Raw genomic sequence first — 23,084 nt, forward strand, 5'->3', positions numbered from 1 at the left:
TCGCGAGATAAACCATCGGTACGACCGCCGCCATCCCGCGGCCGGCCGTTCGCGAACCCCATCACACCGAAGCCCCCATCACACCAAAGAGGGAGACATGGGCGCACACGACGAGCACGACATGGGCCACACCGTCGCCGGCTGGACGGGCGCGGCGCTCGCGATCGCCGGCAGCGCCCTGGCCGGCGTGGCCTTCGCGGCGGGCTCGGCCGCCGGGATCCGGGGCGGCCTCGCCGTCGTCGCGGCCGGCGCGCTCGCCGCGTGGCTGCTGCACCTCGCGGGCTGGGGCAAGGCCACCGGACCGCGCCCGGCCGGCCACCGGTACTGGCGCACCCGCGACGCCGCCGCCCGGGGCGGTCACGGCGACTGCCTCGGCTGCCGCCTGGCGGGCCGCACCGGTGCCGCCACCGCCACCGCGCCCCGCCCGGCCGCCCGGCCCACCAGGACCTAGCCGTCCGGCCGCGGAACCGACGCCGGACGCGACCTGGCGGCTGTCGCGCCGCACGCACGCACTACCGTGGACGCCATGCCCGAAGCCGAGCGTGACACCCCCTGCGGCCTGCACCTCTTCTGGGACGAGGCGGTCACCGCCTACGACTTTGGTCCCGGCCACCCGATGGACCCGGACCGGCTGGCGCTCACCATGCGCCTGGTGGAGTCCCTCGGGCTGAACTCCGGGCCGGGCGTCACCGTCCGGTCCGCGCCGCCCGCCGGCGACTCCACCCTGCGGCTGGTGCACACCCGCGGGTACGTCGAGGCGGTCAAGCACGCCGCCGCCCACCCCGACGAGGTGGACCGGCGGCACGGGCTCGGCACCGACGACAACTGGGCCTTCCCCGCCCTGCACTCCGCCTCCGCGCTGATCGCCGGGCAGTCGGTCGCCGCCGCCGAGGCCGTCTGGCGCGGCGAGGCCCCGCACGCCGTCAACTTCGCCGGCGGGCTGCACCACGCGATGCCCGGCCGGGCGTCCGGCTTCTGCATCTACAACGACCCCGCGCTGGCCATCGCCCGGCTGCTCGAACTCGGCGCCGAGCGGGTCGCCTACGTCGATGTGGACGTCCACCACGGCGACGGCGTCCAGCAGGCCTTCTGGGACGACCCCCGGGTGCTCACCGTGTCGCTGCACGAGCACCCCGCCACGCTCTTCCCGCAGACCGGCTGGGCCACCGAGACCGGGGGCCCGGCCGCGCCCGGCTCCGCGGTCAACCTGCCGCTGCCCGCCGGCACCGGCGACTCCGGCTGGCTGCGCGCCTTCCACGCCGTGGTGCCCGAGCTGCTGGCCGCCTTCCGCCCGCAGGTCCTGGTCACCCAGCACGGCGCGGACACCCACGTGGAGGACCCGCTCGCCCACCTCGCCGTCACCGTGGACGCCCAGCGGCTGATCGCCGAGGAACTGCACGCCCTGGCCCACGAGCACGCCGACGGCCGCTGGATCGCCCTGGGCGGCGGCGGGTACGCCGTCGTGGACGTCGTCCCGCGGACCTGGACCCATCTCGTCGCCACCGCCGCCGGGCGGCCCGTCGATCCGGCCACCGAGACGCCGGAGTCCTGGCGCGCCGAGGTCTACCGGCGCACCCGCCGCCCGGCCCCGCTGCGGATGACCGACGGCGCCCGGCCGGTCTGGCGGGACTTCGACGCGGGATACGATCCGGCCGACCGTCTCGACCAGGCGATCCTGGCCACCCGCCGCGCCGTCCTGCCGCACCACGGCCTGCTGCCCTGAATCCCGGCTCCCGGTTGTGGAGGCGCACGGCGGTGCGCACGGCCACTGCTACAGATCGCCGAGTGACTACGTACTGCAACAGGACTATCTCTCACCGTACGAGGACTGGGCTTCCCCCTCTTCCCACTGGTACCACCCCTAACTACTCTGGGGATACACGTGTGCCGGTGGAGTCACCGGAGGGGAAGCCGGTGCCTTGCACACGGGTAAGGGTCGGGTGATGGTCATGAGTTCCGGCGAACGCCCCCTGCAGGAAGTCGTCTTCCTGACCGTGGCAGAGGTGGCCGCGGTCATGCGGGTGTCCAAGATGACGGTGTACCGGTTGGTGCACAGCGGAGAACTGCCGGCCATCCGGGTCGGTCGGTCCTTCCGGGTGCCCCAGCAGGCGGTGCACGAGTACCTCAAGGAGTCCTACGTGCGGCTCGAAAGCGCGTAGGACGGGCTGACGGGGGCGGGGTTCACAGCCGGTGGACCCCGCGCTCGTTTGCCGGAGATTTCCCGCGAGTTTCCCGGTCCGGAGAGCACGATTACGGCCCTGGCCGCGCGGACGGTAGGCTTAGGCCCTCCGTCAGTCGTATGGACTCCGTCTCTCACGGACGGGAGTCTCAGTGAGCGAGGGTTGTTCCGTGGGCTCTGTCATCAAGAAGCGTCGCAAGCGTATGGCCAAGAAGAAGCACCGCAAGCTTCTGAAGCGGACCCGCGTGCAGCGTCGCAACAAGAAGTAAGCGCCCGCCGCGCCTTTGCGCGCCCGGTGCTTCCACCGCCCGCCCGGACCCTCGTGGTCCGGGCGGGCGGTGTCGTTTCACGGCCCGCCGGGGCAGCGCGGTACGGTGCACGCAGGGCCGTATCAGGCCGAGGAATGGGGTGCAGCACCGTGGGCATGGTCGTGCTCGTCACCGGCGTGGCCCGCCACCTCGGTGCCCGGTTCGTCGCGGAGATCCGCCGCCGGCCCGGCGTCGACCTGGTGGTCGGCGTGGACGTGCAGCCGCCCCGGCACCTCGTCGAGGAGCCGGACGGCCCCGCCGCCCCGTACCGCTTCCAGCAGCTGGACCTGCGCCGTCCGGCGGTCGCCCGGGTGATCGCCGAGCACCGGGTCGACACCGTCGTGCACCTCGCCGTCAGTGCCACCGGGCTGGGCTCCACGAACCGCTCCGCGGTCAAGGAGTCCAATGTCATCGGCACCATGCAGCTGCTCGGCGCCTGCCAGAAGGCACCCGGAGTGCGCCGCCTGGTGGTGAAGTCGACCACCGGTGTCTACGGCTCGGCACCGCGCGACCCGGCCGTGTTCACCGAGCGGACCCAGCCCAAGAACCTGCCGGGCGGCGGCTTCGCCAAGGACGCGGTGGAGGTCGAGGGGTACGTCCGCGGCTTCGCCCGGCGCCGCCCCGACGTCGCGGTGACCGTGCTGCGGTTCGCCAACATCGTCGGCCCCGCCGCCGACACCCCGCTCTGCGAGTACCTCGCGCTGCCGGTGCTGCCCACCGTCCTCGGGTACGACCCCCGGCTGCAGTTCGCCCACGAGGACGACGTCCTCGCCGTGCTGTGCCGGGCGGCGCTGCCCCCGGAGCCGGGCACCGCCAACACCGGCACCTTCAACGTGGCCGGGGAGGGCGTCCTGCTGCTCTCCCAGTGCGCCCGTCGGCTCGGCCGGCCGACCCTGCCGCTGCTGCTGCCCGCGATCAGCTGGATGGCGGCGCTGGCCCGGCAGACCAGGATGGTCGACTTCTCGCCCGAGCAGCTGCGGCTGCTCACCCACGGCCGGGTCGTGGACACCACCCGGCTGCGCGAGACCTTCGGGTACCGGCCGGCGTTCACCACCCCGGAGGCCTTCGCCGACTTCGCCGCCGCCCAGTCCGCCGGCCTGCTGCCGCCCGCGCGGCTCGCCGCCGTCACCGACGGACTGGCCGCGCTGCTCGGGCCGGAGTACGCGCCGGCCGCCCGTTCGCACCCGAGTCCACCCAGGAGCTGAACCCGCGATGAGTGCCGCTGCCGAGAACGCGCCGGGCGAGGCCAAGGTCATCCCGATCGAGTCCGCGCCGAGCTGGAGCGAGCCCGACCGGCCCGCCGGCCTGGCCGACCAGCTCGCCGACGCCGTCGGCGGGGCGCTGGCCGGGCGGCTCGGCCCGACCGCCACCCGGCTGTTCGGCAAGGGCTGGGAGGGCCGGGCCGCCGAGGGCCTCGCCTTCCTGCGCCGCCGGATCACCGGCGACTACGAGGTGGACGAGTTCGGCTTCGACCGTGAGCTCACCGAGGAGGTGCTGCTCTCGCTGCTGCGCCCGCTCGCCGAGAAGTACTTCCGGGTCGAGGTGCGCGGCATCGAGAACATCCCGGCCGAGGGCGGCGCGCTGATCGTCGCCAACCACTCCGGGACGATCCCGCTGGACGCCCTGATGACCCAGGTCGCCATCCACGACCACCACCCGAGCGGGCGCTTCCTGCGGATGCTCGCGGCCGACCTGGTGTTCGTCCTGCCCGGTATCAACGAGCTGGCCCGCAAGGCCGGCCACACGCTGGCCTGCAACGAGGACGCCCGGGCGCTGCTGGAGCGCGGCGAGCTGGTCGGGGTCTGGCCGGAGGGCTTCAAGGGCATCGGCAAGCCCTTCTCGGAGCGCTACAAGCTGCAGCGGTTCGGGCGCGGCGGCTTCGTCTCCTCGGCGCTGCGGGCCCGGGTGCCGATCGTCCCCTGCGCGATCGTCGGGGCGGAGGAGACCTACCCGATGATCGGCAACTTCCGGACGCTGGCCCGGCTGCTGGGGCTGCCGTACGTGCCGGTCACGCCGACCTTCCCGTGGCTCGGGCCGCTCGGGGCGGTGCCGCTGCCGACCAAGTGGACCATCCAGTTCGGCGAGCCGATCGCCACCGACGGGTACCCGGTGGAGGCGGCGGACGACCCGATGCTGGTCTTCGACCTCGCCGACGAGGTGCGGGAGACCATCCAGCACACCCTCTACAAGCTGCTGGTGCAGCGGCGTTCGGTGTTCTTCTGAGGGTTCTTCCGAGGCCGCTCGGGATCGCCTGAGGCCCCTTCCGGCGCGGCCGGGCCGAGCCCTCGCGGGCGGGCCCGGCAGCGCCGGAAGGGGCCCGGCGGATCCGCCGGGCCCCTCCTTCGCCGGACTGCCGGACCACCGGAATGCCGCGGCGGCCGTCCGTCCGGTCGGCTCAGCCGCCGAGGATCCGCAGACCGGGCAGCAGTCCGGGGATCAGCGGCGGCACCTCGACGCCCTGCGGTGCGGCGTCGGGAGCGGCGCTGGGCGAGCCGGACGGCCGCGGGGCCGCCTGGTCCGGAGCCGGGTCCGCGCTCGGCGAGGGCTTCGGGCCGGTCAGCCCGCTGGTGAGGTTGTCGACCAGCCCGCCGACCGCGTCCGCCGCGTTGCTCGGCGCGCTGCTGGGCGCGCCGCCGCCGACGGTGCCGGGCGTACTGGCCCCGGCGGACGGCGCCCGCTCGGTGGTGCCGGCCTTGCCGCCGTTCGCGCTGCCCGCGCCGCCGCCCTTGGCCGGCCCGGCGCCCGGTGCGGCGTCGCCGCCGACGGCCGGGGTGTCGGCCGGGGAGGCGCCGTTGGCCGGGCTGCCCGCTCCGCCGCCCGCCCCGCTGCCGGCCGGTCCACCGCTCTTGGCGGGGGCCTGGACCAGTCGCAGGGGCGCGACGTCCTCGCTTATGTCGTCGAACAGCTGGTCCACCAGGTGCGCCTGGGAGGTCAGCTGGACGGGCAGCCGGCCCTGCAGCTCGCTCCAGTGGCCGTCCTCGTCCTGGGCGAAGCCCGCCAGGGCGCGCATCGGGTCCAGCGAGCCGTTGCTGCGGTAGACCGAGCGCAGCAGGTCGCGGCCCTTGAGGGCGTCGGCGTGCATGTCGTCCAGCGCCCTGCGGACCTGGTCGACGGTGCCCGGGCTGAGCGAGCCGGCCGAGTCCGTCCGGCCGACCAGGCTCTTGGCCTCGCCGAGCCGGGTGGCGGCGTTGTCCAGCAGCAACTCGCCGCGCTCGCTGTCGGAGCCCGCGAGGTCCAGCCGGAGGCCTTCCAGGCCGCGCTTCATGCCGTACAGCGTGTCCCCGGGGAGGGCGTTGGCGCTCGCGGCGGCCGCGCCGGCGAGGCTGCCGACGGCGAGCCCGGCGACCAGGCCGCCGATCGCGAACCGGCGGCTCCAGCGGCCGCGCGGAGCGCTCCGGACCGCCCGGTGCCCGCGCTGGCGGGGCACCGCGGCGCCCGGTCCACCGGCGAATGCCTGCTCGAACGCGGCCATCAGCTGGGCGCGTTGGACGGTTCGGACCTCCTGCTCCAGCGCCGGGCCGGGCAGCGCGCCGAGTGCGCCGGCCATGCCGACCAGCTCCGCCATCGCGGCCGAACCTGCGCCGGTGGAAGCGGTGTTGGCCGTTCCGGCACTGGCGGCGCCGCGTTCCTCTGCCTGGTGGGCCTCCAGCGCCTCGGCGAAGGCCTTCACCCGCCGGTGCTCCAGCACGTTTGCCGTCACGGGCCACACCTCCCTTCGTCGTTGTCGACACCCCGGCCTGCCGGACGGTTGCCTCGGCGGGCCAAAGCCACTCCATCGGGTGAGAGGTCGCAATTCGACTTGACCGTACGCCTGGTGGAGGCTTGCACGCTGGCCAACGAGCGGTGCGGGCGGTCGGTTACGCACGGCTGATCATCGGATCGACCGTTCACCCGGACGTGTCGGACCGCCGCCGTGGGTGACGGTCCACCGGGTATCTCTCCGGCGCCGTCCGCGCCGCCGCCCCCGGTCATCGGGCCGTTCACCGCGCGTCGGGCGGCAGCAGGCGGGCCAGCGTCCGCACCGCGCGGTACTGGAGCGTCTTGATGGCGCCCTCGTTCTTGCCCATGATCCGGGCCGTCTCCGCCACCGAGAGCCCCTGCAGGAAGCGGAGCGTGACGCACTCCTGCTGCTGCGGGTTGAGCCGGCGCACCGCGTCCAGCAGGGCCGCGTTGGAGAGCGACTCCAGCACCGAGTCCTCCGGGCTGCGTTCGCACTCGTTGGAGTCGAGCATCTCGCCGGTGGTGACCTCCAGCCGGAACCGGCTGGACTTGAAGTGGTCGGCCACCAGGTTGCGGGCGATGGTCACCAGCCAGGCGCCGAAGTCGCGGCCCTGCCAGGTGAAGGTGCCGATCCGGCGCAGGGCGCGCAGGAAGGTCTCGCTGGTGAGGTCCTCGGCGGTGGCCCGGCTGCCGACCCGGTAGTAGATGTACCGGTAGACGGTGTCCGCGTAGTGGTCGTAGAGGCTGCCGAAGGCGTCGCTCTCGCCGGCCTGGGCCCGCTCGACCAACTCCATGATCGGGTTGTGCTCGGTCTCGTAGCCGGGGGCCGGGGCCGTCCGGGCCCGGCTGCGGCCGCTGCTGCCGGCGGCTCCGGTCCGCCCGCGCGAGCCGGTGCCGGTGGAGCCGGCGGCGGTGGTGCGCAGGGCCGGACCGGCCGGGTGCGGCCGCTGGTGGCCGACCGGGGCTCCGGCGGGCACCAGCTGGGGCGAGACGACGAGTTGGCTGCGCAGCAGGGTGCGCAGCAGCTCCAGGCCGGTGGAGATCTGCCGGGCCGAGGCCGGGCGGCCGCGCAGGCTGGTGCGGGAGCGCAGGGGGGCGGGCGACGGGCGGGAGGGTGCAGGCGCGTCGTTCCGGACGGGTGGGTACACGGGACTCCCAGAGGCAGAACTGTGGACGGATCACCTCCGCCTGCGCGGAGAGCACACCCACACCGCCCGTTCGAGCGGGGCGCGTGGGTGACGTGCATCCAGGAGAGAATAACGCTTTGTGCAATGACAGCTACACCGTGTGGTCGAAGTGGTCGTTTGGGATCCACATCGCGTGCATATTCGGCTGACACTGACCGGACGTGTCATCGTTCATCCGGCTCAACGTGATCGAACAGGTGCACCGGGTGACCAATTCGGCGGTCGGACGGCCGGTTTCCCCGTGGTTGGCCTCGGCAACCCCTGACTTTCCCCGTCTGACGAACGATCAGAACCAGTCACTGGGTGGCAGGTTCGGTCGGACGCTCCGGACTCTCCGATGGCGGAGGGGGGTTAGCCCGTACGGGCGCCCTGTTCGGTGTACGGATTGACGGCCGGTCACCCGTCGAGGGGGGTGCTGGGGCCGGGTGTGGCGCGGGCGTGGCCTCAGGCGCGGTGGCGGCGGTGCAGAGCGATGCCGGCGGCCGTCGCCCCGGCGGCCACGCCGAGCGCGGCGGCGGCCGGGAGGCCGACCCGGGCCGCCTTCCGCCCGGTCCGGAAGTCCCGGACCCGCCAGCCCTGGGCCCGGGCGTGCCGGCGCAGCGCGCCGTCGGGGTTCACCACGTACGGGTGGCCGACCAGCGAGAGCATCGGGATGTCGTTGGCCGAATCGCTGTACGCGGCGCAGCGGTCCAGGTCGAGCCGCTCGCGGCGGGCCAGCGCGCGGACGGCCGCCGCCTTGGCCGGTCCGTGCAGCAGTTCGCCGACCAGCCGGCCGGTGTACAGGCCGCTCCGGGCCTCGGCGACGGTGCCCAGCGCGCCGGTCATGCCCAGCCGCCGGGCGATGATCCGGGCCACCTCCAGCGGGGCGGCGGTGACCAGCCAGACCCGCTGGCCGGCGTCCAGGTGCATCTGGACCAGGGCGCGGGTGCCGGGCCAGATCTTCTCGGCGATGACCTCCTCGAAGACCTCCTCGCAGATGGCTTCGAGGTCGGCGGTGCGCTTGCCGGCGACCAGGCCGAGCGCGGTGTGCTGGGCGTCGGCCATGTGGTCCGGGTCCTCGGTGCCGTGCAGCCGGAACCAGGCCTGCTGCCAGGCGAACCGGGCGATGTCGCGGCGGGTGAGGAAGCCGCGGCGGTAGAGGCCGACCCCGAGGTAGAAGATCGCGGCGCCGCGCAGGATGGTGTTGTCGCAGTCGAAGAAGGCGGCGGCGCGCGGGTCGTCCCGCTCGGGGGTGTGGTTCTCGGCGGGCGCCTTGGGGGCCTTCGCGGTCCGGTCCGGCGCGGTGACGGCGGGGGCCGGCCCGTCAGGGGTCGCCGGGGCCTCCGGGGCGGTGGCCGGCGCGGCCCGCAGGGCGGCCTCCGCGGCCTCGGCGGCGGCCTCGCCGGCCAGGGCGCTCCGCTCGGTGGTGGAACGCCTTGTCTGGGTGAGCCTTCGGAGCACGGCCATGCCTCCGAGCATAGCCAGCCGGGCCGGGAGGAGCCGTGACGACGACGTGCCCACGGGGTGAACAGCGCCCGGTTCGGCGCACGGCGGGCCGGCCGGCCGTAGGGACGGCCGCGGGGACGGTCAGAGGGGTGGCCGCGAGGACGGCCGGGTGGCGGACGGGCGCACAATGGCCGGGTGAGCCCACTGTTGCGACGTGACAAGAACCAGAGCCCGAAGCCGGCCGACCGCACCGTGACCCTGGTCGGCAAGCCGGGCTGCCACCTGTGCGACGACGCCCGGGAGGTGATCGTCCGGGTCACCGGCGAGCTGGGCGCGGCCTTCGAGGAGAAGGACATCACGCAGGACGAGGAGCTGTACCGCACGTACTGGGAGCAGATTCCGGTCACCCTGATCGACGGCCGCCAGCACGACTTCTGGCGGGTCGACGAGCGCCGCCTGCGCGCCGCCCTGGGGGCCTGAGGCCGCCGGACCGGGCCTGCTGCGACGGCGCCGCCGCCCCGCCGACCGGCGGGGGCGGTTCGCCGAATCGTTGTGAAGAATCCCGGACCGGGTCTGGGGCCGGCACCGTTCGTCGGCTTACGATCGAACTCGTTTGCGCCCATGGGGGGCTGAGCACACGAGGAGTGCCGCCATGCTTCCCGGCCCGACCCCAGGGATGCCCGCCGCCCCGCCGGCGGCCGGGGGATTCGCGGTGGTGGACGTGGAGACGACCGGCCGCAGCCCGTGGCGTCACCGGGTGGTCGAGGTCGCCGTCGTGCTGCTGGACGACCGGCTCCGCCCGGAGACCGAGTTCTGCACCCTGCTGGATCCGGCGGGCCCGGTCGGCCCCACCCATGTGCACCGGATAGCCCAGGCCGACGTCGAGGGCGCCCCCCGGTTCCGCGAGATCGCGCCGCGGCTGCTGGAGCTGCTGGCCGGCCGGGTGCTGGTCGGCCACCACGTCACCTGCGACCACGCCTTCCTCGATCGCGAGTTCGCCCGGATCGGGGTGGCGCTGCCGCCAGTCCCGTTGCTCTGCACCATGCGGCTGGCCCGCGCGCACCTGGCGGAGGCGGGCGGCTTCGGCCTGGCGGCCTGCGCGGAGGCGGCCGGGCTCGGCCGGTTCGCGGCGCACACCGCGCTGGGGGACGCGCGGGCCACCGCGGGTCTGCTCCGCTACTGCCTGGGGGCGACGTCCTGCCCGCCCGACGACTGGGCGGCGCCGCTGCGCGAGGCGGCCCGGGTGCCGTGGCCGAGGCTGGGCCGGGCCCGCTCGCAGGCGTCCGGCGCGGTCGCCCCGCTGCTCCGCCGGGAGCCGCCGTACGGCCCGCGGACACCCGGTGCACAGCCCCCGGCGGCGGCGCCGTCGCACACCGGTGCTATGGACTCGTCGGCGTGATGCGCATCACTGTGCGGGGACAAAACGGACACCATCTTTGTGCACACGTTCACAAACGCATAGCCTGGCTGCCAAAGCCCAGCTTCACCCACAGGAGCACCGTGGCAATCGGCCGATCACCACAGAGCAGTTCGCAGACGCCCGACCAGGGCGCCGCGCGCCGACCCTCGCGTGCCCGGGGCATCCCGGAGGCGACCGTCGCCCGCCTTCCCCTCTACCTGCGGGCACTCACCGCGCTCTCCGAGCGTTCCGTGCCGACGGTCTCCTCGGAGGAGCTGGCGGCCGCCGCCGGCGTGAACTCCGCGAAGCTGCGCAAGGACTTCTCCTATCTGGGCTCGTACGGGACCCGCGGCGTCGGCTACGACGTCGAGTACCTCGTCTACCAGATCTCCCGCGAGCTGGGCCTGACCCAGGACTGGCCGGTCGTCATCGTCGGCATCGGCAACCTCGGCCACGCGCTCGCCAACTACGGCGGCTTCGCCTCCCGCGGGTTCCGGGTGGCGGCCCTGCTGGACGCCGACCCCGCCGTGGTCGGCAGCAGCGCCGCCGGCCTGCCGGTGCGCCACATGGACGAACTGGAGTCCATCGTGGAGAACCAGCACGTCTCCATCGGTGTCATCACCACCCCGCCCGGCGCCGCCCAGCAGGTCTGCGACCGCCTGGTCGAGGCCGGCGTGACCAGCATCCTGAACTTCGCCCCGACGGTCCTGACCGTTCCGGACGGCGTGGACGTGCGCAAGGTGGACCTCTCCATCGAGCTGCAGATCCTGGCCTTCCACGAGCAGCGCAAGGCGGGCGAGGAGCCGGACCGCACCGAGTCGGTGCTGGACCGCGCCCCCGGCCCGGTCCGCGCGGCCGCGGCCAAGCTGCGCCGTGCCGCCGCGGGCGGCAGCGGCAAGGCCCGTCCCGCCGCCGAGCCGGCCAAGGACGGCGAGGCGACGGCCAAGGCCAAGCCCGGCAAGGCCGGCGGCGAGGGCGAACTCTCCGCGGTGATGCCGGCGTGAGCGAGCGAACCATCGGGAAGGCGTGCGCGGTGCGAAGCGGCCTCCGGGCCCGGCGGGCCGGGCAGACGACGACCGGGATCCGTGGCACCAGGGGGCGGGCATGAGCCTTCTCGTCGTAGGACTGAGCCATCGCACCGCCCCGGTCGGCGTGCTGGAGCGCGCCGCCCTGACCGGTGACGTCCCGACCCGGCTGCTGCACGACGCGGCGGCCACCGCGACCGTCGCCGAGGCCGCGCTGCTGAACACCTGCAACCGGATCGAGCTGTACGCGGACGTGGACAAGTTCCACGCCGGCGTCGCCGAGCTGTCGCTGCTGCTGGCCCACCACAGCGGGGTGGGCCTGGAGGAGCTGACCTCCCACCTCTACGTCCACTACGAGGACCGCGCCGTCCACCACCTCTTCTCGGTGGCCTGCGGCCTGGACTCGATGGTGGTCGGTGAGGGCCAGATCCTCGGCCAGCTGCGGGACGCGCTGGCCAAGGCCCAGGACGAGCACACCGCCGGCCGCGGCCTGAACGAGCTGTTCCAGCAGGCCCTGCGGGTCGGCAAGCGGGCGCACAGCGAGACCGGCATCGACAAGGCCGGCCAGACGCTGGTCACCTTCGGCCTGGAGCAGGTCGCGGCCGGCGCGGGCGAGATCGCGGGCAAGCGCGCCCTGGTGGTCGGCGCCGGCTCGATGAGCTCGCTGGCCGCCGCCACGCTGGTCCGCTCCGGCGTGACCGATCTGCTGATCGCCAACCGGACGCCCGAGCGCGCCGAGCGCCTGGTCGAGATCCTCGGCGCCGGCGTGGCCCGTACGGTCGAGCTGGCCAAGGTGCCCGAGGCGCTGGCCGACGTCGACCTGGTGATCTCCTGCACCGGCGCGGCCGGCGTGGTGATCGGGGCCGAGGAGGTCGCCGCCGCCGTCGCCGCACGGGCCGGCGAGACCCCGCTCGCCCTGCTCGACCTCGCCATGCCGCGCGACGTCGACCACGCCGTGCACGAGCTGCCGGGCGCGCTCCTGGTCGACCTGGAGAGCCTCTCGCACGCCCACGCCGCCAGCCCCGGCGCCGGGGACGTCGACGCCGTCTCCGGCATCGTCGCCGACGAGGTCACCGCCTTCGGCGCCGCCCAGCGGGCCGCCCGGATCGCCCCGACCGTGGTGGCGCTGCGCGCGATGGCCTCCGACGTGGTCGCCGCCGAGCTGGGCCGCCTCGACTCGCGGCTGCCCGCCCTGGACGAGCGCTCCCGCGCCGAGATCACCCAGACCGTCCGCCGTGTCGTCGACAAGCTGCTGCACGCCCCGACCGTGCGGGTGAAGCAGCTTGCCGCCGAGCCGGGCGGCGCCTCCTACGCGGACGCGCTGCGCGAGTTGTTCGACCTCGACCCGGCGGCCGTGCACGCGGTCTCGGGCACCCCGATCGGCACCCAGCAGCCTTCGGGCGGGGGCGCCAGATGAACCGTCAGCCATCCCACGAGTACCACCGGGACGATCACCTCATGAATGGTCAACCGCTCACCGACCAGGCTCCGGCCGCCACCGCGGCACTGCGGCTCGGCACCCGGCGCAGCGCGCTCGCCATGGCCCAGTCGGGCATGGTCGCCCGCGAGGTGACCAGGGTCACCGGGCGCCCCGTCGAGCTGGTGGAGATCACCACCTACGGCGACACCTCCAGGGAGGCGCTGGCACAGATCGGCGGCACCGGCGTGTTCGTCTCCGCTCTGCGCGACGCACTGCTGGAGGGCCGGATCGACTTCGCCGTGCACTCGCTGAAGGACCTGCCCACCGCCGAGCCCGAGGGGCTGGCGCTGGCCGCCGTCCCCGCGCGCGAGGACGCGTCCGACGCCCTGGTGGCACGCGAGGGCCTGGCCCTGGGTGAGCTGGTGGAGAAGCTGGCCGGCGCCGGCCGCACCGCCCGGATAGGCACCGGGTCCCCGCGCCGGATGGCCCAGCTCAACGCCTGGGCCCGCGCCCGCGGGGTCCAGATCGAGACGGTCGCGATCCGCGGCAACGTGGACACCCGGATCGGCTTCGTCTCCTCCGGCGAGCTGGACGCGGTGGTGCTGGCCACCGCCGGGCTGAACCGCCTCGGCCGCGCCGCCGAGATCACCGAGCGCCTCGACCCCGAGCTGATGATCCCGGCCCCCGGCCAGGGTGCGCTCGCCATCGAGTGCACCGCCGCCCGGGGTGAGCTGGCCGCCGAGCTGGCGGCCCTCGACCACGCCCCCACCCGGGTCGCGGTGGCCGCCGAGCGTGCCCTGCTCGCCACCCTGGAGGCCGGCTGCTCCGCACCGGTCGCCGCGCTGGCCACCTGGGGCCACGCGTACGAACTGCGGCTGGAGGGCGTGGTCGGCACCGTCGACGGCGCCACCCTGTTGAAGATGTCCGCCAACGGTCCGATCGTCCTCGACGAGACCGCCGAGCGGCAGGCGGCGGCCCTCGGCCGCGCCCTGGCCGCCCGGCTGCTCGACGCGGGCGCGGCCACCCTGATGGGGGAGCGAGCCCGATGAGCCCCACCGCCGCCACCGAGACCCCGTTCCCGGCCGACAGCCCCTTCCCGGGCGGGGCGCCCGCCGCGGGCCGGTGCACCTTCCTGGGCGCGGGCCCCGGGGACCCGGGCCTGCTGACCCTGCGCGCGGTCGAGGTGCTGGCCTCGGCCGACATCCTGGTCGCCGACCCGCTCACCGCCGCCGCCGTGCGGAGCCACTGTCCGGCCGGTGTGCAGGTGCACACCCCCGGTGCCGAGGGCCCGGAGTTCGACCTGGCCGAGCTGGTCGCCGAGGCGGTCCGCTCGGGCAAGCACGTGGTCCGGACCGTCGACGGCGACCCCGGTCTGGACGGCTGCGCCGCCGAGGAGATGCTCGGCTGCGCGGGTCACGGCATCCACTTCGAGGTGATCCCGGGCGTCGCCCAGTCGGTCGGCGTCCCGGCCTACGCGGGTGTCCCGCTGCGCGGCGTGGGCGGCACCGACGTCCGGTTCGTGGACGGCGCGGCCCTGCTCGCCGGCAGCCCGGTGGACCTGGGCGCGCCGGAGACCACCCTGGTGGTGCGCACCACGCTGGGCCAGCTGCCGGCCACCGCCAACGCGCTGGTCTCCAACGGCCGCAAGCCGGAGTCGGCGCTCAGCGCGACGCTCTCCGGCACCACCACCCGTCAGCGCACCTTCACCGCCACCCTGGCCACCATCGCGGCGGACCTCAAGGTGGCCCGGGTGCTGCCCTCGCCGGTCTCCGCCCCGGTCGACCCGGCGACCTCGGTGATAGCCGTGGTGGGCGAGCAGGTCGCCCACCGCGCCTCGCACTCCTGGTTCGAGACCAAGCCGCTGTTCGGCTGGAACGTGCTGGTGCCGCGCACCAAGGAGCAGGCCACCGGCCTCTCCGAGCAACTGCGCTCGTACGGCGCGGTGCCGCAGGAGGTGCCGACCATCGCGGTCGAGCCGCCGCGCACCCCGCAGCAGATGGAGCGGGCGATCAAGGGCCTGGTCACCGGCCGCTACGAGTGGATCGCCTTCACCTCGGTGAACGCGGTGCGCGCCGTCCGCGAGAAGTTCGAGGAGTACGGCCTGGACGCCCGGGCGTTCGCCGGGATCAAGGTCGCGGCGGTCGGCGAGACCACCGCGCAGGCCCTGGTGGACTTCGGCGTGAAGCCGGACCTCGTACCGTCCGGCGAGCAGTCCGCCGCCGGGCTGCTGGAGGACTGGCCGCCGTACGACCCGGTGTTCGACCCGATCGACCGGGTGCTGCTGCCGCGCGCCGACATCGCCACCGAGACCCTGGTGGCCGGCCTGGTCGAGCTGGGCTGGGAGGTCGACGACGTGACGGCGTACCGGACGGTGCGCGCCTCGCCGCCGCCGGCCGAGACCCGCGAGGCGATCAAGGGCGGCGGCTTCGACGCGGTGCTGTTCACCTCGTCCTCGACCGTGCGGAACCTGGTCGGCATCGCCGGCAAGCCGCACAACGTCACGGTCATCGCCTGCATCGGCCCGGCCACCGCCAAGACCGCCGAGGAGCACGGCCTGCGGGTCGACGTGATGGCCCCGGCGCCGTCGGCGGCCGCGCTGGCCCAGGCCCTGGCAGACTTCGGGGCCAGGCGCCGCGACACCGCGACCGCGGCGGGCGAGCCGGTCTACCGGCCCAGCGAGCGCCGTCCCGGCTCGCGCCGCAAGGCCCGCTGAGGCCCCGGCGCCCGAGTCACCCGAGACCGGGGGCGGCGAACCGTCGCCCCCGGAGCCGCACAACCGTTCGGAGAGAGAAGCCGTGTCCGCTGAATTCCCGTACGTGCGTCCCCGTCGGCTGCGTTCGACCCCGGCGATGCGCAGACTGGTCGCGGAGACCAGGCTGCACCCGGCGGAGCTGATCCTGCCGCTGTTCGTCCGCGAGGGTGTCCGCGAGCCGGTCCCGGTGACGTCGATGCCGGGCGTGGTCCAGCACACCCGCGACACGCTGCGCAAGGCCGCGGCCGAGGCCGCCGAGGCGGGCCTGGGCGGGGTCATGCTGTTCGGCGTGCCCGAGGTGCAGGACGCGGTCGGCAGTGAGGGTACCAACCCGGACGGCATCCTGCAGCAGGCGATCCGGGACGTGGTCTCCGAGGTCGGCGACTCCCTGGTGGTCATGTCCGACCTCTGCCTGGACGAGTACACCGACCACGGCCACTGCGGCGTGCTGGCCGCCGACGGCAGCGTGGACAACGACGCGACGCTGGAGCGCTACGCCGAGATGGCCCGGGTGCAGGCGGACGCGGGCGTCCACCTGGTCGGGCCGTCGGGGATGATGGACGGCCAGATCGCGGTGGTCCGCCGGGCCCTGGACGAGGCCGGGCACCAGGACACCGGGATCCTCGCCTACACCGCCAAGTACGCCTCGGCGTTCTACGGCCCGTTCCGGGAGGCGGTCGGCTCCTCGCTGAAGGGTGACCGCAAGAGCTACCAGCAGGACCCGGCCAACGCCCGGGAGTCGCTGCGCGAGCTGGAGCTGGACGTCGCCGAGGGCGCCGACCTGGTGATGGTCAAGCCCGCGATGGCCTACCTGGACATCCTGCGCCAGGTGGCCGACGCCTCGCCGGTGCCGGTCGTGGCCTACCAGGTCTCCGGGGAGTACGCGATGGTCGAGGCCGCCGCGGCGAACGGCTGGATCGACCGGGAGCGGATGATCCTGGAGACGCTGACCTCGATCCGCCGGGCCGGCGCCGAGCAGATCCTCACCTACTGGGCGATCGAGACCGCCGCGATGATCAAGTAGCCGTTACCCGCCCGCTCGCCCCCGGCCCGGGGGCGGCTGCCAGGCGCACGACGGAGGCCGGACCCCGCGCGGGGTCCGGCCTCCGTCGTGCTGCCCGGGCGTCAGCCGACGTGGGCGAAGCCCTCCACGCCACCGACCGCGTCGGTGGAGGTGGCGGCGCCCCAGCCGTGCGCGCCGGTGTGGATGTGCGAGGTGTGGGCGAGGCCCCACCACTCACCGGCGGCGAACACCGGGTGGGCCGAGGCGACGAACTCGCCGCCACCGGCCAGGCCGACGTGCGCGAACGCCGGGGTGGCGACACCCGCGAGCGCCAGCGCGCCGAAGGCGGTCAGCGCGGCCTTGCCCAGCTTGCTCTTCATTGGATCTGCCCTCTCTTCCGGAGCGCTCGGTCGGAGCGCCCTGCCACTGACACGTGAACACACGCTGCCGCCGGCCGCGGCGCCCCACGCGCCGCCCCGACGGCCTGTCACCCGGTCGGCCCGTACCTGGAGTACGGGCCGACCGGGCCGTCGATCCACCGAAGCCCGGAGGGCCCGGGGACACGTCCCCGGGCCCTCCGTCGCTGCCCTGTACCGGTGATCAGCCGATCAGGTGCGAGACACCCGCGTCGCCCGAGGACTGGGTGTTCTGGCCGACGTTGCAGATCTGCTTCGGGGTGCTGTTGAGGATCGGGACCTCGACCGGAACCGCGACGCCGACGACGGCGACCGCGATGTTGTGCACCTCGGGCAGGCAGATGTTCGCGTTGTCCAGGGTGTGGAAGTTCGGCGAGCTGTTGCCGTGGGTGCCGGTCTGGTTGGTGCCGCCGTTGCCCTGAGCGGAGACGGCCGAGCCGTCCGAGTCGGCGATGGCGGAGGCCGAACCGGCGGACATCGCGATGGCGGCGGCGGCCAGGCCGGCGGCGGCGAGGGTCTTCTTGATCATTTCTGGTTTCCTCTCGGGAGATGAATCGGGGAGCGATTCGAAGGGCGGTGCAGGAGGGTGGAGCGGGCGGACAGGTCAGCCGATGAGGTGGGAGACGCCGGAGTCGCCCTTGCTCTGGGTGCCCTGACCCTGGGTGCAGTACTGCTTGCCACCGCTGTTGGCGATCGGGACCTCGACCGGGACGGCCACACCGAGCACGCCGACGGCGATGTTGTGGATCTCGGGGAGACAGACGTTCGCGTTGTCCAGGAAGTGGAAGTTCGGGCTGTTGTCACCGACGGTGCCGGTGAAGTTGGTCCCGCCGTTGCCCTGGAGGGACGCGGCGGAGCCGTCCGAGTCCGCGATGGCCGAGGCCGGCGCCGCGGCGGCGGCCAGCGCGGCGACGGCCAGGCCGGCGGCGGCGAAGGACTTCTGGATCATGGGGAGATCCCTCTCTGGAATGCTTTTGGTTTCCGTGCGTACAACGCGTAGAACGCTCAGGCCCGGTCTGCGGTCACTGACATTCAGATCAAAGAATGACGGCACGGAAGGTTACGGGGATTCTTGAAAAGAGTCCGGGAGGCGCGGCGTCCGAGGGTTTCCGGTCGGATTATTAGGCCGAACCGGTTAACCGCCGCAATCCGGGCTCCAGGTGTCTCGTTGAGACAGATTGCTTTCGGCTGCGCCCTGCGCAGCCGACCCCCAGATCCCCAGTACGGACAGGCAGAACGGTGAAAAGCATGAAGTTCTCCAAGCGGGCCGGCGCGATGCTGCTGGCGGTCGGTGCGGGCGTGCTCGCCTCCCCGGGGGCGGCCTCCGCCGCCGCGGTCGGCCCCGACCAGGTCGGAGCCCTGGAGGACCGGCTGGCCACCCAGCAGGTCCCGGTGGACGTGCCGCTCGCACCGCTGGACAGCCGGCTCTCCGGCGGCATCCCGACCTCGCTGCTGATGCCGGCCGCGCCCGGCCGCACCACCGGCAACGATCTGATCCCGGAGCAGATCGTGCCCGGGGTCGCCACCGGCAAGGTCGGGCCGTCCGCCAAGGCCGAGCTGCCGCTGCCGCTGGTCGACCAGGGCGCCGACCTCGGTGAGCTGCTGCTGGAGGCGCCGGCCGCCCCGCTGCACGCCGACACCCCCGGGATCGGGCTGGGCAAGCCGCTCGCCCTCGCCCAGGACGGCACCGGGCAGCTGGCCGACGGCACGCTCAAGGTCGGTGAGATCGACCCGCGGCTGATCACCGGCGCGGTGCAGGCCGTCCCCGGTGCCAAGGCCACCCTCGGCAACGAGGACGAGCGGATCTCCGTCACCGACTCGGTGGGGAACCTGGCCGCGACCACCACCGCGACCACCACCGGCGTCGTGGGCCAGACCGGTCTGGCCGGACTCGCCCAGCTCTGAGCCGGTCCGGTCCGCGGGCCCGTCGCGGGTGCGCGGACCGGGCACGGGAGCCCGGCACCCCGTCCGTACGGACGGGGTGCCGGGCTCCCGGTCGTGCGGTGGCGTCGCTCAGCCCGGCAGGGTGCCGAGCAGCTGACCGACGAGCGGCAGATCGCGCGGGCCGCCGCCCGCGCTCAGCGGGCCGGTCAGCGTGGTGGTGCTGACCGGGGCCAGGCCGCTGTCCTCGGGCTGGACGGTCGCGCCGTTGTTCAGCACATCGGCGGAGGAGTTGGCCCACGGGTCCAGGCGCAGGTCCTTGACCGGCGCGATGCCGTAGCCGAGACCGGTGGTGGTGCCGCCCAGGGCCTGGGCGAGGTCGGTCTTGGCCAGGCTGGCGCCGCCCTCGGCCGGCGCCGCGTGCGCCGTGCCGGCGCCGGCGCCGAGCAGCATCGCCGCGCCCAGGGCGGCGGCCAGGCCGGCCCCGCTCCTCATCGAAACCGTGTTCTTCGCAACCATGCGAGTCACCCTTCAGGGGGTCGGGTCCCCGGGCGGCCGGATCGCGCCCGGGTATGCCGAACTGCCCCCCGGCCGGCTGGGCGGGGGGCAGTTCGGCCGGAACGCGTGCGGATCGGGGATCAGCAGTCGTCCGCGTCGTGGTGCGGGTGCGCGTCCACGTTGGCGCAGCTGTTGCCGAACGCCGGGTTGAGCAGGCCGACCACGTTGATGGAGTTGCCGCACAGGTTCACCGGGATGTGCACCGGGACCTGGAGCTGGTTGCCGGACACCACGCCGGGGGAGCCGGCGGCGACGCCCTCGGCGCCGGAGCTGGCGGCGGCGGAGCCCGCCGCGCCCATCACCAGGCCGGCGGCGGCGGCGGAGAGGACGGCGGCCTTCTTCACGTTCTGCATGGGGGTTGATCTCCTCGATCACACACGGGTGGAGCGGGCCGCACCCCGCTGTGGGCGGGGTGCGGCACGGACTCGGTGGAGCTGCTGTCGCCGGTGCGGCGACCGCCGGTTCAGCCGGCGTTGACGCAGGTGTTGCCGAACGCCGGGTTCAGGATGCTGATGACCCCGATGGAGTTGCCGCAGACGTTGACCGGGATGTGCACCGGGATCTGGATCTGGTTGCCGGAGAGCACACCCGGGGAGCCGGCGGCGACGCCCTCGGCACCGGAGCTGGCGAACGCGCCGCCGGCCGCGCCGACGACCAGGCCGGCGGCGGCGAGGGACAGGACGGCGGCCTTCTTGAGGTTACGCATGTGGTTCTTCCTCCGTTTTCTGCCCGACCGTAAAGGGAATGAGTCGGGAGCCGGGCGAAGGGAAATCATCGCCCGCTGGTTTCTGGGATTGCCGTGATTGTCACTCTGGCGGCCCAAGTCGCGCGTGTCGCCCGTGGCTTGGGCGATGGAGTGGCCGCCGCTGCACCGCGCGTCGCGAGGAATTCCCGCACGGCCGGGAACACTCGCGCAGACGCGCGACCAGGAGTAATTCCGGACGGGCTCGGACCGGCGGCGGATCTCCCGGAGTCGATGGGCCGCCCGGCGGGCCGGGCGGCTGTTGCGCGGTGGTTCAGGCGTTCGCGCAGTGGTTGCCGAACGCCGGGTTGAGCAGGCCGGCCACGTCGACCGAGTTGCCGCACAGGTTCAGCGGGACATGCACCGGGATCTCGACCTGGTTGCCGGAGGCCACCCCGGGTGAACCCGCCGCGACACCCTCGGCGGACGCGCCGTGGGCGTGGTGGGCGGTGGCGGCGCCGGCACCGGCGGCCAGCAGCGCGGCGGTGGCCGCCGTGCCGATGACGCCGTGGGCGAGCTTGCGCATGTGCGGTACTCGATTCGTCTGGTGAGCCTGTGCGGAGCGTGTTCCGTCAGGGAGAACGAGGCAGCGCCCGCCGGGAAACGGTCGGGTCCGGTGATCACCCGAATGCCCGGGGCCGGTCCCCGTTGAGCCACTCGGGTGACAAAGCGGGTGGTGTCGCAACCGGGCCGGGTGGGTGTCGTTCTAGATGTCGCACTCCCCGTGCATCTCTGTCGAACAGTCAGGAGGCTCCTATGAGCATCAAGAAGACGGCCGCCGTCGGTGCCGCCGTGGTAGGCATCGTGGCGGCCGGTGCCGGCACCGCGATGGCCAGCTCCGGCGCCGAGGGTGTCGCCGCGGGTTCCCCCGGCGTCATCTCCGGCAACCAGCTGCAGGTGCCGGTCCACGTCCCGGTCAACCTGTGCGGCAACACGATCGACATCATCGGTCTGCTGAACCCCTCGTTCGGCAACCACTGCGTCAACGCGGGCTGACCTGCGCCCGGTTCGGCCGGCGCGAGCCGCCGTTCCGCGCTTCCCTCCTGGGGCGCGGGGCGGCGGCTCTCCGCGTTCCCGGTCCGGTGGGGGAGCCGGGGCCGGTGCTGTCCGGAGCCTTGTTGCGTTACTTGTCAGTACCTAGAATGTGAGACCTGCTCACCTTTCTTTGCTCCGAACCGTCCGGCGCCCCCGGTCGGGCGGTCCCCCACCCCGCAAGGAGTCACGTGTGATCAGGTCACGACTGTCCGGCGCGCGCAGACCCCGGCCGACGGCGCGCCGTTCCCCGTACGGCGCACTGCTCGCGACGGGCGCCCTTCTCGCCACTCTCGGCCTGGCCGGTGCCCCCACCGCCCTCGCCGACACCGGCGCGGCCGCCGCCCCGGCCGCCCGGCCGGCCGCGATCGTCGCCCTCGGCGACAGCGCCATCTCCGGAGAGGGCGCCGGCACCGACACCGGCGACGGCTACTTCCCCGAGACCGACTCGCCCACCAACTACTGCCACCGGCACCCCAAGTCGGAGATCTTCGTCACCGACATCCCCGGCGTCACCCCGGTCGACCTGGCCTGCTCCGGCGCCCAGACCGGCGACCTGGTCAGCGACCCCGAGCTGGCCGCGATCACCGGCCCCGGCAGCGGGGACTTCGGCGAGCGCAAGCAGGACGTCCAACTCGCCGAGGTGGCGGGCACGTACGACGTCAAGCTGGTCGTCGTCACGATCGGCGCCAACGACGACTTCGACTTCAGCGGGATCATGATGCACTGCCTCGCGCAGTACTTCCCGGTCCCCAAGGACCAGGGCTGCCGCGACACCCTCGGCAGCGAGGAGATCGCCCAGCGGGCCGAGCGGGTCAAGCCCAAGGTGGTCGCGGCGCTGCAGAACATCCGCCGCACGATGCGCGCCGCCGGCTACGCCGACTCCGCCTACCAGCTGGTCTACCAGTCCTACTTCAACCCGATCACCCCGGACATCCGCCGCAACGACTACCTCGGCAAGGTCGCCGACGGCTGCCCGGCGTTCCCCGAGGACCTCGCCTGGGGCCACAACTGGGTGGTGCCGCTCCTCAGTGACACCCTGCGCGCCGCGGCCGAACAGGTGCCCGGCGTCCGGTACCTGGACCAGCGGCGGGTCGCCTTCGGCCACGAGGTCTGCGCCGAGTGGACCAGCTCCCCGTACGAGTACACCAACGGGGACGTGATCAACCTCGCCGAGTGGGTCCGCAACGGCTGCGACCAGCAGATCGGCATCCCCGGCCTCTGTATGAACATGGTCCGCCAGTCGTACCACCTGCGGGTGGCCGGCTACCGCGGTGAGGGCGTCTGCCTCGGCCAGTTCTACGCCAGGCCCGACCAGCAGCAGGCCTACTGCACCCTCGACCAGCGGAACACCACGTCCATCCAGCCGCTCACCCCCGGGAAACCGTTCGCCGACGGGCCCGAGGACGGCGCCTGGTACCAGCTCACCTCCGCCGCCGGCGGCAAGGTGCTCGACCTCTCCGGTGGCGGCACGTACGGCGACTCCACCAACGGTCGCGCCGCCCTCACCTACGCACCCACCGGCGGGCTGAACCAGTCCTTCGTCCTGGAGGCCGAGCAGGGCGGGAGCTACGAGCTGGACTTCAGCGGCAACCGGAACATGTGCCTGGACGCCAACGCCGGCTCCACCGCCCCCGGTACCCGGCTCCAGCAGTGGGGCTGCAACGGCGGCGGCAACCAGCACTGGGTCTTCGAGCCGGCCGGCGACGGCCTCTACAAGCTGGCCGACTCCCAGGACCGGAGCAAGGTCGCCACCGCCGGCGGCAGCGTCGACGCCAAGGGCAACACCCTGGTCGAGCTCGCCACCGACACCGGTGCGGCCAACCAGCTCTGGCGGCTCACCAAGCTCGGCATCGTCTACCTGCACGGCTGACGCCCCGCGCCGCTCGGACCCGCTCCGACCCGTACCGGCCCGCCGCCGCCCGCGCCAGGGCGGCGGCGGGCCGACCGGCGGCGCGGACCTCCGGTGCGGGTGCCGGACCGCCGCCCCGGGCGGGCTCCCGGCCTTCCGGGCCCGGGTACGGAAGGTTGCCGCGA

General features: G+C 73.9%; 26 protein-coding genes. 16 read left to right on the forward strand and 10 right to left on the reverse strand.

The genetic code is table 11. From position 1 onward, the window contains the following. Positions 1–97 precede the first annotated feature (97 nt). The 6 genes from ACIQTO_RS03065 (at position 98) to ACIQTO_RS03090 (ending at position 4,710) form a co-directional block, all read left to right on the forward strand. Positions 98–451 (forward strand): HGxxPAAW family protein, encoded by a 354-nt coding sequence (locus ACIQTO_RS03065; protein ID WP_402382069.1) that lies wholly within the window; start codon positions 98–100, stop codon positions 449–451. Between the two features lie 75 nt (positions 452–526). Beyond that, on the forward strand, positions 527–1,723 hold the full coding sequence (locus ACIQTO_RS03070) for an acetoin utilization protein AcuC (protein WP_402382072.1): 1,197 nt from the start codon (positions 527–529) through the stop codon (positions 1,721–1,723). 226 nt (positions 1,724–1,949) lie between these two features. Further along, entirely contained in the window at positions 1,950–2,159 is a 210-nt protein-coding gene (locus ACIQTO_RS03075; protein WP_148644250.1) for a helix-turn-helix domain-containing protein, read from the forward strand. A 190-nt stretch (positions 2,160–2,349) separates the two neighbouring features. Beyond that, on the forward strand, positions 2,350–2,448 hold the full coding sequence (locus ACIQTO_RS03080) for a 30S ribosomal protein bS22 (RefSeq protein WP_003948845.1): 99 nt from the start codon (positions 2,350–2,352) through the stop codon (positions 2,446–2,448). A 149-nt stretch (positions 2,449–2,597) separates the two neighbouring features. After that, the gene (locus tag ACIQTO_RS03085; RefSeq protein WP_402382730.1) at positions 2,598–3,692 is read left to right on the forward strand and encodes an NAD-dependent epimerase/dehydratase family protein; all 1,095 of its coding nucleotides are present in this window, start codon (positions 2,598–2,600) and stop codon (positions 3,690–3,692) included. Positions 3,693–3,699: 7 nt separating this feature from the next. Continuing rightward, complete coding sequence (locus ACIQTO_RS03090) at positions 3,700–4,710, forward strand: lysophospholipid acyltransferase family protein (protein WP_402382075.1); 1,011 nt, start codon at positions 3,700–3,702, stop codon at positions 4,708–4,710. Positions 4,711–4,882: 172 nt separating this feature from the next. Here ACIQTO_RS03090 and ACIQTO_RS03095 read toward each other — a convergent pair whose 3' ends face one another. The 3 genes from ACIQTO_RS03095 to ACIQTO_RS03105 form a co-directional block, all read right to left on the reverse strand. Beyond that, positions 4,883–6,187: a DUF5667 domain-containing protein gene (locus tag ACIQTO_RS03095; protein ID WP_402382077.1), complete on the reverse strand. Its 1,305-nt coding sequence runs from the start codon at positions 6,185–6,187 to the stop codon at positions 4,883–4,885. A gap of 280 nt (positions 6,188–6,467) precedes the next feature. After that, positions 6,468–7,250, reverse strand: a complete 783-nt coding sequence (locus ACIQTO_RS03100; RefSeq protein ID WP_402382733.1) for an ECF subfamily RNA polymerase sigma factor, BldN family — start codon at positions 7,248–7,250, stop codon at positions 6,468–6,470. 588 nt (positions 7,251–7,838) lie between these two features. Further along, entirely contained in the window at positions 7,839–8,840 is a 1,002-nt protein-coding gene (locus tag ACIQTO_RS03105) for an HAD family hydrolase (protein WP_402382080.1), read from the reverse strand. A gap of 174 nt (positions 8,841–9,014) precedes the next feature. Here ACIQTO_RS03105 and ACIQTO_RS03110 point away from each other — a divergent pair, with 174 nt between their 5' ends. The 7 genes from ACIQTO_RS03110 (at position 9,015) to hemB (ending at position 16,439) form a co-directional block, all read left to right on the forward strand. Continuing rightward, the gene (locus ACIQTO_RS03110; RefSeq protein ID WP_402382083.1) at positions 9,015–9,299 is read left to right on the forward strand and encodes a glutaredoxin family protein; all 285 of its coding nucleotides are present in this window, start codon (positions 9,015–9,017) and stop codon (positions 9,297–9,299) included. A gap of 172 nt (positions 9,300–9,471) precedes the next feature. Further along, positions 9,472–10,218 carry an exonuclease domain-containing protein gene (locus tag ACIQTO_RS03115; RefSeq protein ID WP_402382086.1) on the forward strand — a complete coding sequence of 249 codons (747 nt, stop codon included), beginning with the start codon at positions 9,472–9,474 and terminating at the stop codon, positions 10,216–10,218. Between the two features lie 101 nt (positions 10,219–10,319). Next, positions 10,320–11,222: a redox-sensing transcriptional repressor Rex gene (locus ACIQTO_RS03120; protein WP_402382089.1), complete on the forward strand. Its 903-nt coding sequence runs from the start codon at positions 10,320–10,322 to the stop codon at positions 11,220–11,222. Between the two features lie 100 nt (positions 11,223–11,322). Then, a complete protein-coding gene (locus ACIQTO_RS03125; RefSeq protein ID WP_402382092.1) occupies positions 11,323–12,660 on the forward strand; it encodes a glutamyl-tRNA reductase in 1,338 nt (445 codons plus the stop codon). Between the two features lie 41 nt (positions 12,661–12,701). Further along, positions 12,702–13,712, forward strand: a complete 1,011-nt coding sequence (hemC, locus tag ACIQTO_RS03130; protein ID WP_402382094.1) for a hydroxymethylbilane synthase — start codon at positions 12,702–12,704, stop codon at positions 13,710–13,712. Continuing rightward, positions 13,709–15,376, forward strand: coding sequence for a uroporphyrinogen-III synthase (locus tag ACIQTO_RS03135; protein ID WP_380571592.1), 1,668 nt, complete (start codon positions 13,709–13,711; stop codon positions 15,374–15,376). The genes hemC and ACIQTO_RS03135 overlap by 4 nt, the downstream gene beginning before the upstream one ends. Positions 15,377–15,458: 82 nt before the next feature. Next, positions 15,459–16,439, forward strand: coding sequence for a porphobilinogen synthase (gene hemB, locus ACIQTO_RS03140; protein WP_402382096.1), 981 nt, complete (start codon positions 15,459–15,461; stop codon positions 16,437–16,439). 101 nt (positions 16,440–16,540) lie between these two features. Here the strand turns inward: hemB and ACIQTO_RS03145 are convergent, their stop codons facing one another. From ACIQTO_RS03145 to ACIQTO_RS03155, 3 genes are all read right to left on the reverse strand, one after another. After that, a complete protein-coding gene (locus tag ACIQTO_RS03145; RefSeq protein WP_380571594.1) occupies positions 16,541–16,798 on the reverse strand; it encodes a hypothetical protein in 258 nt (85 codons plus the stop codon). 220 nt (positions 16,799–17,018) lie between these two features. Then, entirely contained in the window at positions 17,019–17,363 is a 345-nt protein-coding gene (locus ACIQTO_RS03150; RefSeq protein ID WP_380571595.1) for a rodlet layer protein, read from the reverse strand. Positions 17,364–17,438: 75 nt separating this feature from the next. Then, on the reverse strand, positions 17,439–17,783 hold the full coding sequence (locus ACIQTO_RS03155) for a rodlet layer protein (RefSeq protein ID WP_313764319.1): 345 nt from the start codon (positions 17,781–17,783) through the stop codon (positions 17,439–17,441). A gap of 299 nt (positions 17,784–18,082) precedes the next feature. Between ACIQTO_RS03155 and ACIQTO_RS03160 the strand changes: the two genes are divergently transcribed. Continuing rightward, positions 18,083–18,739, forward strand: coding sequence for a hypothetical protein (locus ACIQTO_RS03160; RefSeq protein ID WP_402382100.1), 657 nt, complete (start codon positions 18,083–18,085; stop codon positions 18,737–18,739). Positions 18,740–18,847: 108 nt separating this feature from the next. On the opposite strand, the gene ACIQTO_RS03165 is transcribed toward ACIQTO_RS03160, so the two are convergent. The 4 genes from ACIQTO_RS03165 to ACIQTO_RS03180 all read right to left on the reverse strand — a co-directional run bounded on the left by ACIQTO_RS03165 (position 18,848) and on the right by ACIQTO_RS03180 (position 20,541). Further along, positions 18,848–19,234, reverse strand: coding sequence for a hypothetical protein (locus ACIQTO_RS03165; protein ID WP_402382103.1), 387 nt, complete (start codon positions 19,232–19,234; stop codon positions 18,848–18,850). A gap of 119 nt (positions 19,235–19,353) precedes the next feature. Next, positions 19,354–19,626, reverse strand: coding sequence for a chaplin (locus tag ACIQTO_RS03170; RefSeq protein ID WP_402382105.1), 273 nt, complete (start codon positions 19,624–19,626; stop codon positions 19,354–19,356). A 110-nt stretch (positions 19,627–19,736) separates the two neighbouring features. Further along, positions 19,737–19,979: a chaplin gene (locus ACIQTO_RS03175; RefSeq protein WP_402382108.1), complete on the reverse strand. Its 243-nt coding sequence runs from the start codon at positions 19,977–19,979 to the stop codon at positions 19,737–19,739. A 310-nt stretch (positions 19,980–20,289) separates the two neighbouring features. Further along, positions 20,290–20,541: a chaplin gene (locus ACIQTO_RS03180; RefSeq protein ID WP_380571602.1), complete on the reverse strand. Its 252-nt coding sequence runs from the start codon at positions 20,539–20,541 to the stop codon at positions 20,290–20,292. A 230-nt stretch (positions 20,542–20,771) separates the two neighbouring features. On the opposite strand from ACIQTO_RS03180, the gene ACIQTO_RS03185 reads away from it, so the two are divergent. Both ACIQTO_RS03185 and ACIQTO_RS03190 read left to right on the forward strand, forming a co-directional pair. After that, the gene (locus ACIQTO_RS03185) at positions 20,772–21,011 is read left to right on the forward strand and encodes a chaplin (protein ID WP_402382111.1); all 240 of its coding nucleotides are present in this window, start codon (positions 20,772–20,774) and stop codon (positions 21,009–21,011) included. Positions 21,012–21,240: 229 nt separating this feature from the next. Next, entirely contained in the window at positions 21,241–22,920 is a 1,680-nt protein-coding gene (locus ACIQTO_RS03190; RefSeq protein ID WP_402382114.1) for an RICIN domain-containing protein, read from the forward strand. The last annotated feature ends 164 nt before the right edge of the window (positions 22,921–23,084 follow it).

Source organism: Kitasatospora sp. NPDC091207, assembly GCF_044768625.1.
In the GTDB taxonomy this organism is placed as follows: Bacteria; Actinomycetota; Actinomycetes; order Streptomycetales; family Streptomycetaceae; genus Kitasatospora.

Coding starts and splice junctions, on each gene's coding strand:
- ACIQTO_RS03065 (WP_402382069.1), top strand. CDS start 98: ATGGGCGCACACGACGAGCACGACATGGGCCACACCGTCGCCGGCTGG.
- ACIQTO_RS03070 (WP_402382072.1), top strand. CDS start 527: ATGCCCGAAGCCGAGCGTGACACCCCCTGCGGCCTGCACCTCTTCTGG.
- ACIQTO_RS03075 (WP_148644250.1), top strand. CDS start 1,950: ATGAGTTCCGGCGAACGCCCCCTGCAGGAAGTCGTCTTCCTGACCGTG.
- ACIQTO_RS03090 (WP_402382075.1), top strand. CDS start 3,700: ATGAGTGCCGCTGCCGAGAACGCGCCGGGCGAGGCCAAGGTCATCCCG.
- ACIQTO_RS03105 (WP_402382080.1), bottom strand. CDS start 8,840: ATGGCCGTGCTCCGAAGGCTCACCCAGACAAGGCGTTCCACCACCGAG.
- ACIQTO_RS03115 (WP_402382086.1), top strand. CDS start 9,472: ATGCTTCCCGGCCCGACCCCAGGGATGCCCGCCGCCCCGCCGGCGGCC.
- ACIQTO_RS03125 (WP_402382092.1), top strand. CDS start 11,323: ATGAGCCTTCTCGTCGTAGGACTGAGCCATCGCACCGCCCCGGTCGGC.
- hemC (WP_402382094.1), top strand. CDS start 12,702: ATGAATGGTCAACCGCTCACCGACCAGGCTCCGGCCGCCACCGCGGCA.
- ACIQTO_RS03135 (WP_380571592.1), top strand. CDS start 13,709: ATGAGCCCCACCGCCGCCACCGAGACCCCGTTCCCGGCCGACAGCCCC.
- ACIQTO_RS03145 (WP_380571594.1), bottom strand. CDS start 16,798: ATGAAGAGCAAGCTGGGCAAGGCCGCGCTGACCGCCTTCGGCGCGCTG.
- ACIQTO_RS03150 (WP_380571595.1), bottom strand. CDS start 17,363: ATGATCAAGAAGACCCTCGCCGCCGCCGGCCTGGCCGCCGCCGCCATC.
- ACIQTO_RS03155 (WP_313764319.1), bottom strand. CDS start 17,783: ATGATCCAGAAGTCCTTCGCCGCCGCCGGCCTGGCCGTCGCCGCGCTG.
- ACIQTO_RS03160 (WP_402382100.1), top strand. CDS start 18,083: ATGAAGTTCTCCAAGCGGGCCGGCGCGATGCTGCTGGCGGTCGGTGCG.
- ACIQTO_RS03165 (WP_402382103.1), bottom strand. CDS start 19,234: ATGGTTGCGAAGAACACGGTTTCGATGAGGAGCGGGGCCGGCCTGGCC.
- ACIQTO_RS03170 (WP_402382105.1), bottom strand. CDS start 19,626: ATGCAGAACGTGAAGAAGGCCGCCGTCCTCTCCGCCGCCGCCGCCGGC.
- ACIQTO_RS03175 (WP_402382108.1), bottom strand. CDS start 19,979: ATGCGTAACCTCAAGAAGGCCGCCGTCCTGTCCCTCGCCGCCGCCGGC.
- ACIQTO_RS03180 (WP_380571602.1), bottom strand. CDS start 20,541: ATGCGCAAGCTCGCCCACGGCGTCATCGGCACGGCGGCCACCGCCGCG.
- ACIQTO_RS03185 (WP_402382111.1), top strand. CDS start 20,772: ATGAGCATCAAGAAGACGGCCGCCGTCGGTGCCGCCGTGGTAGGCATC.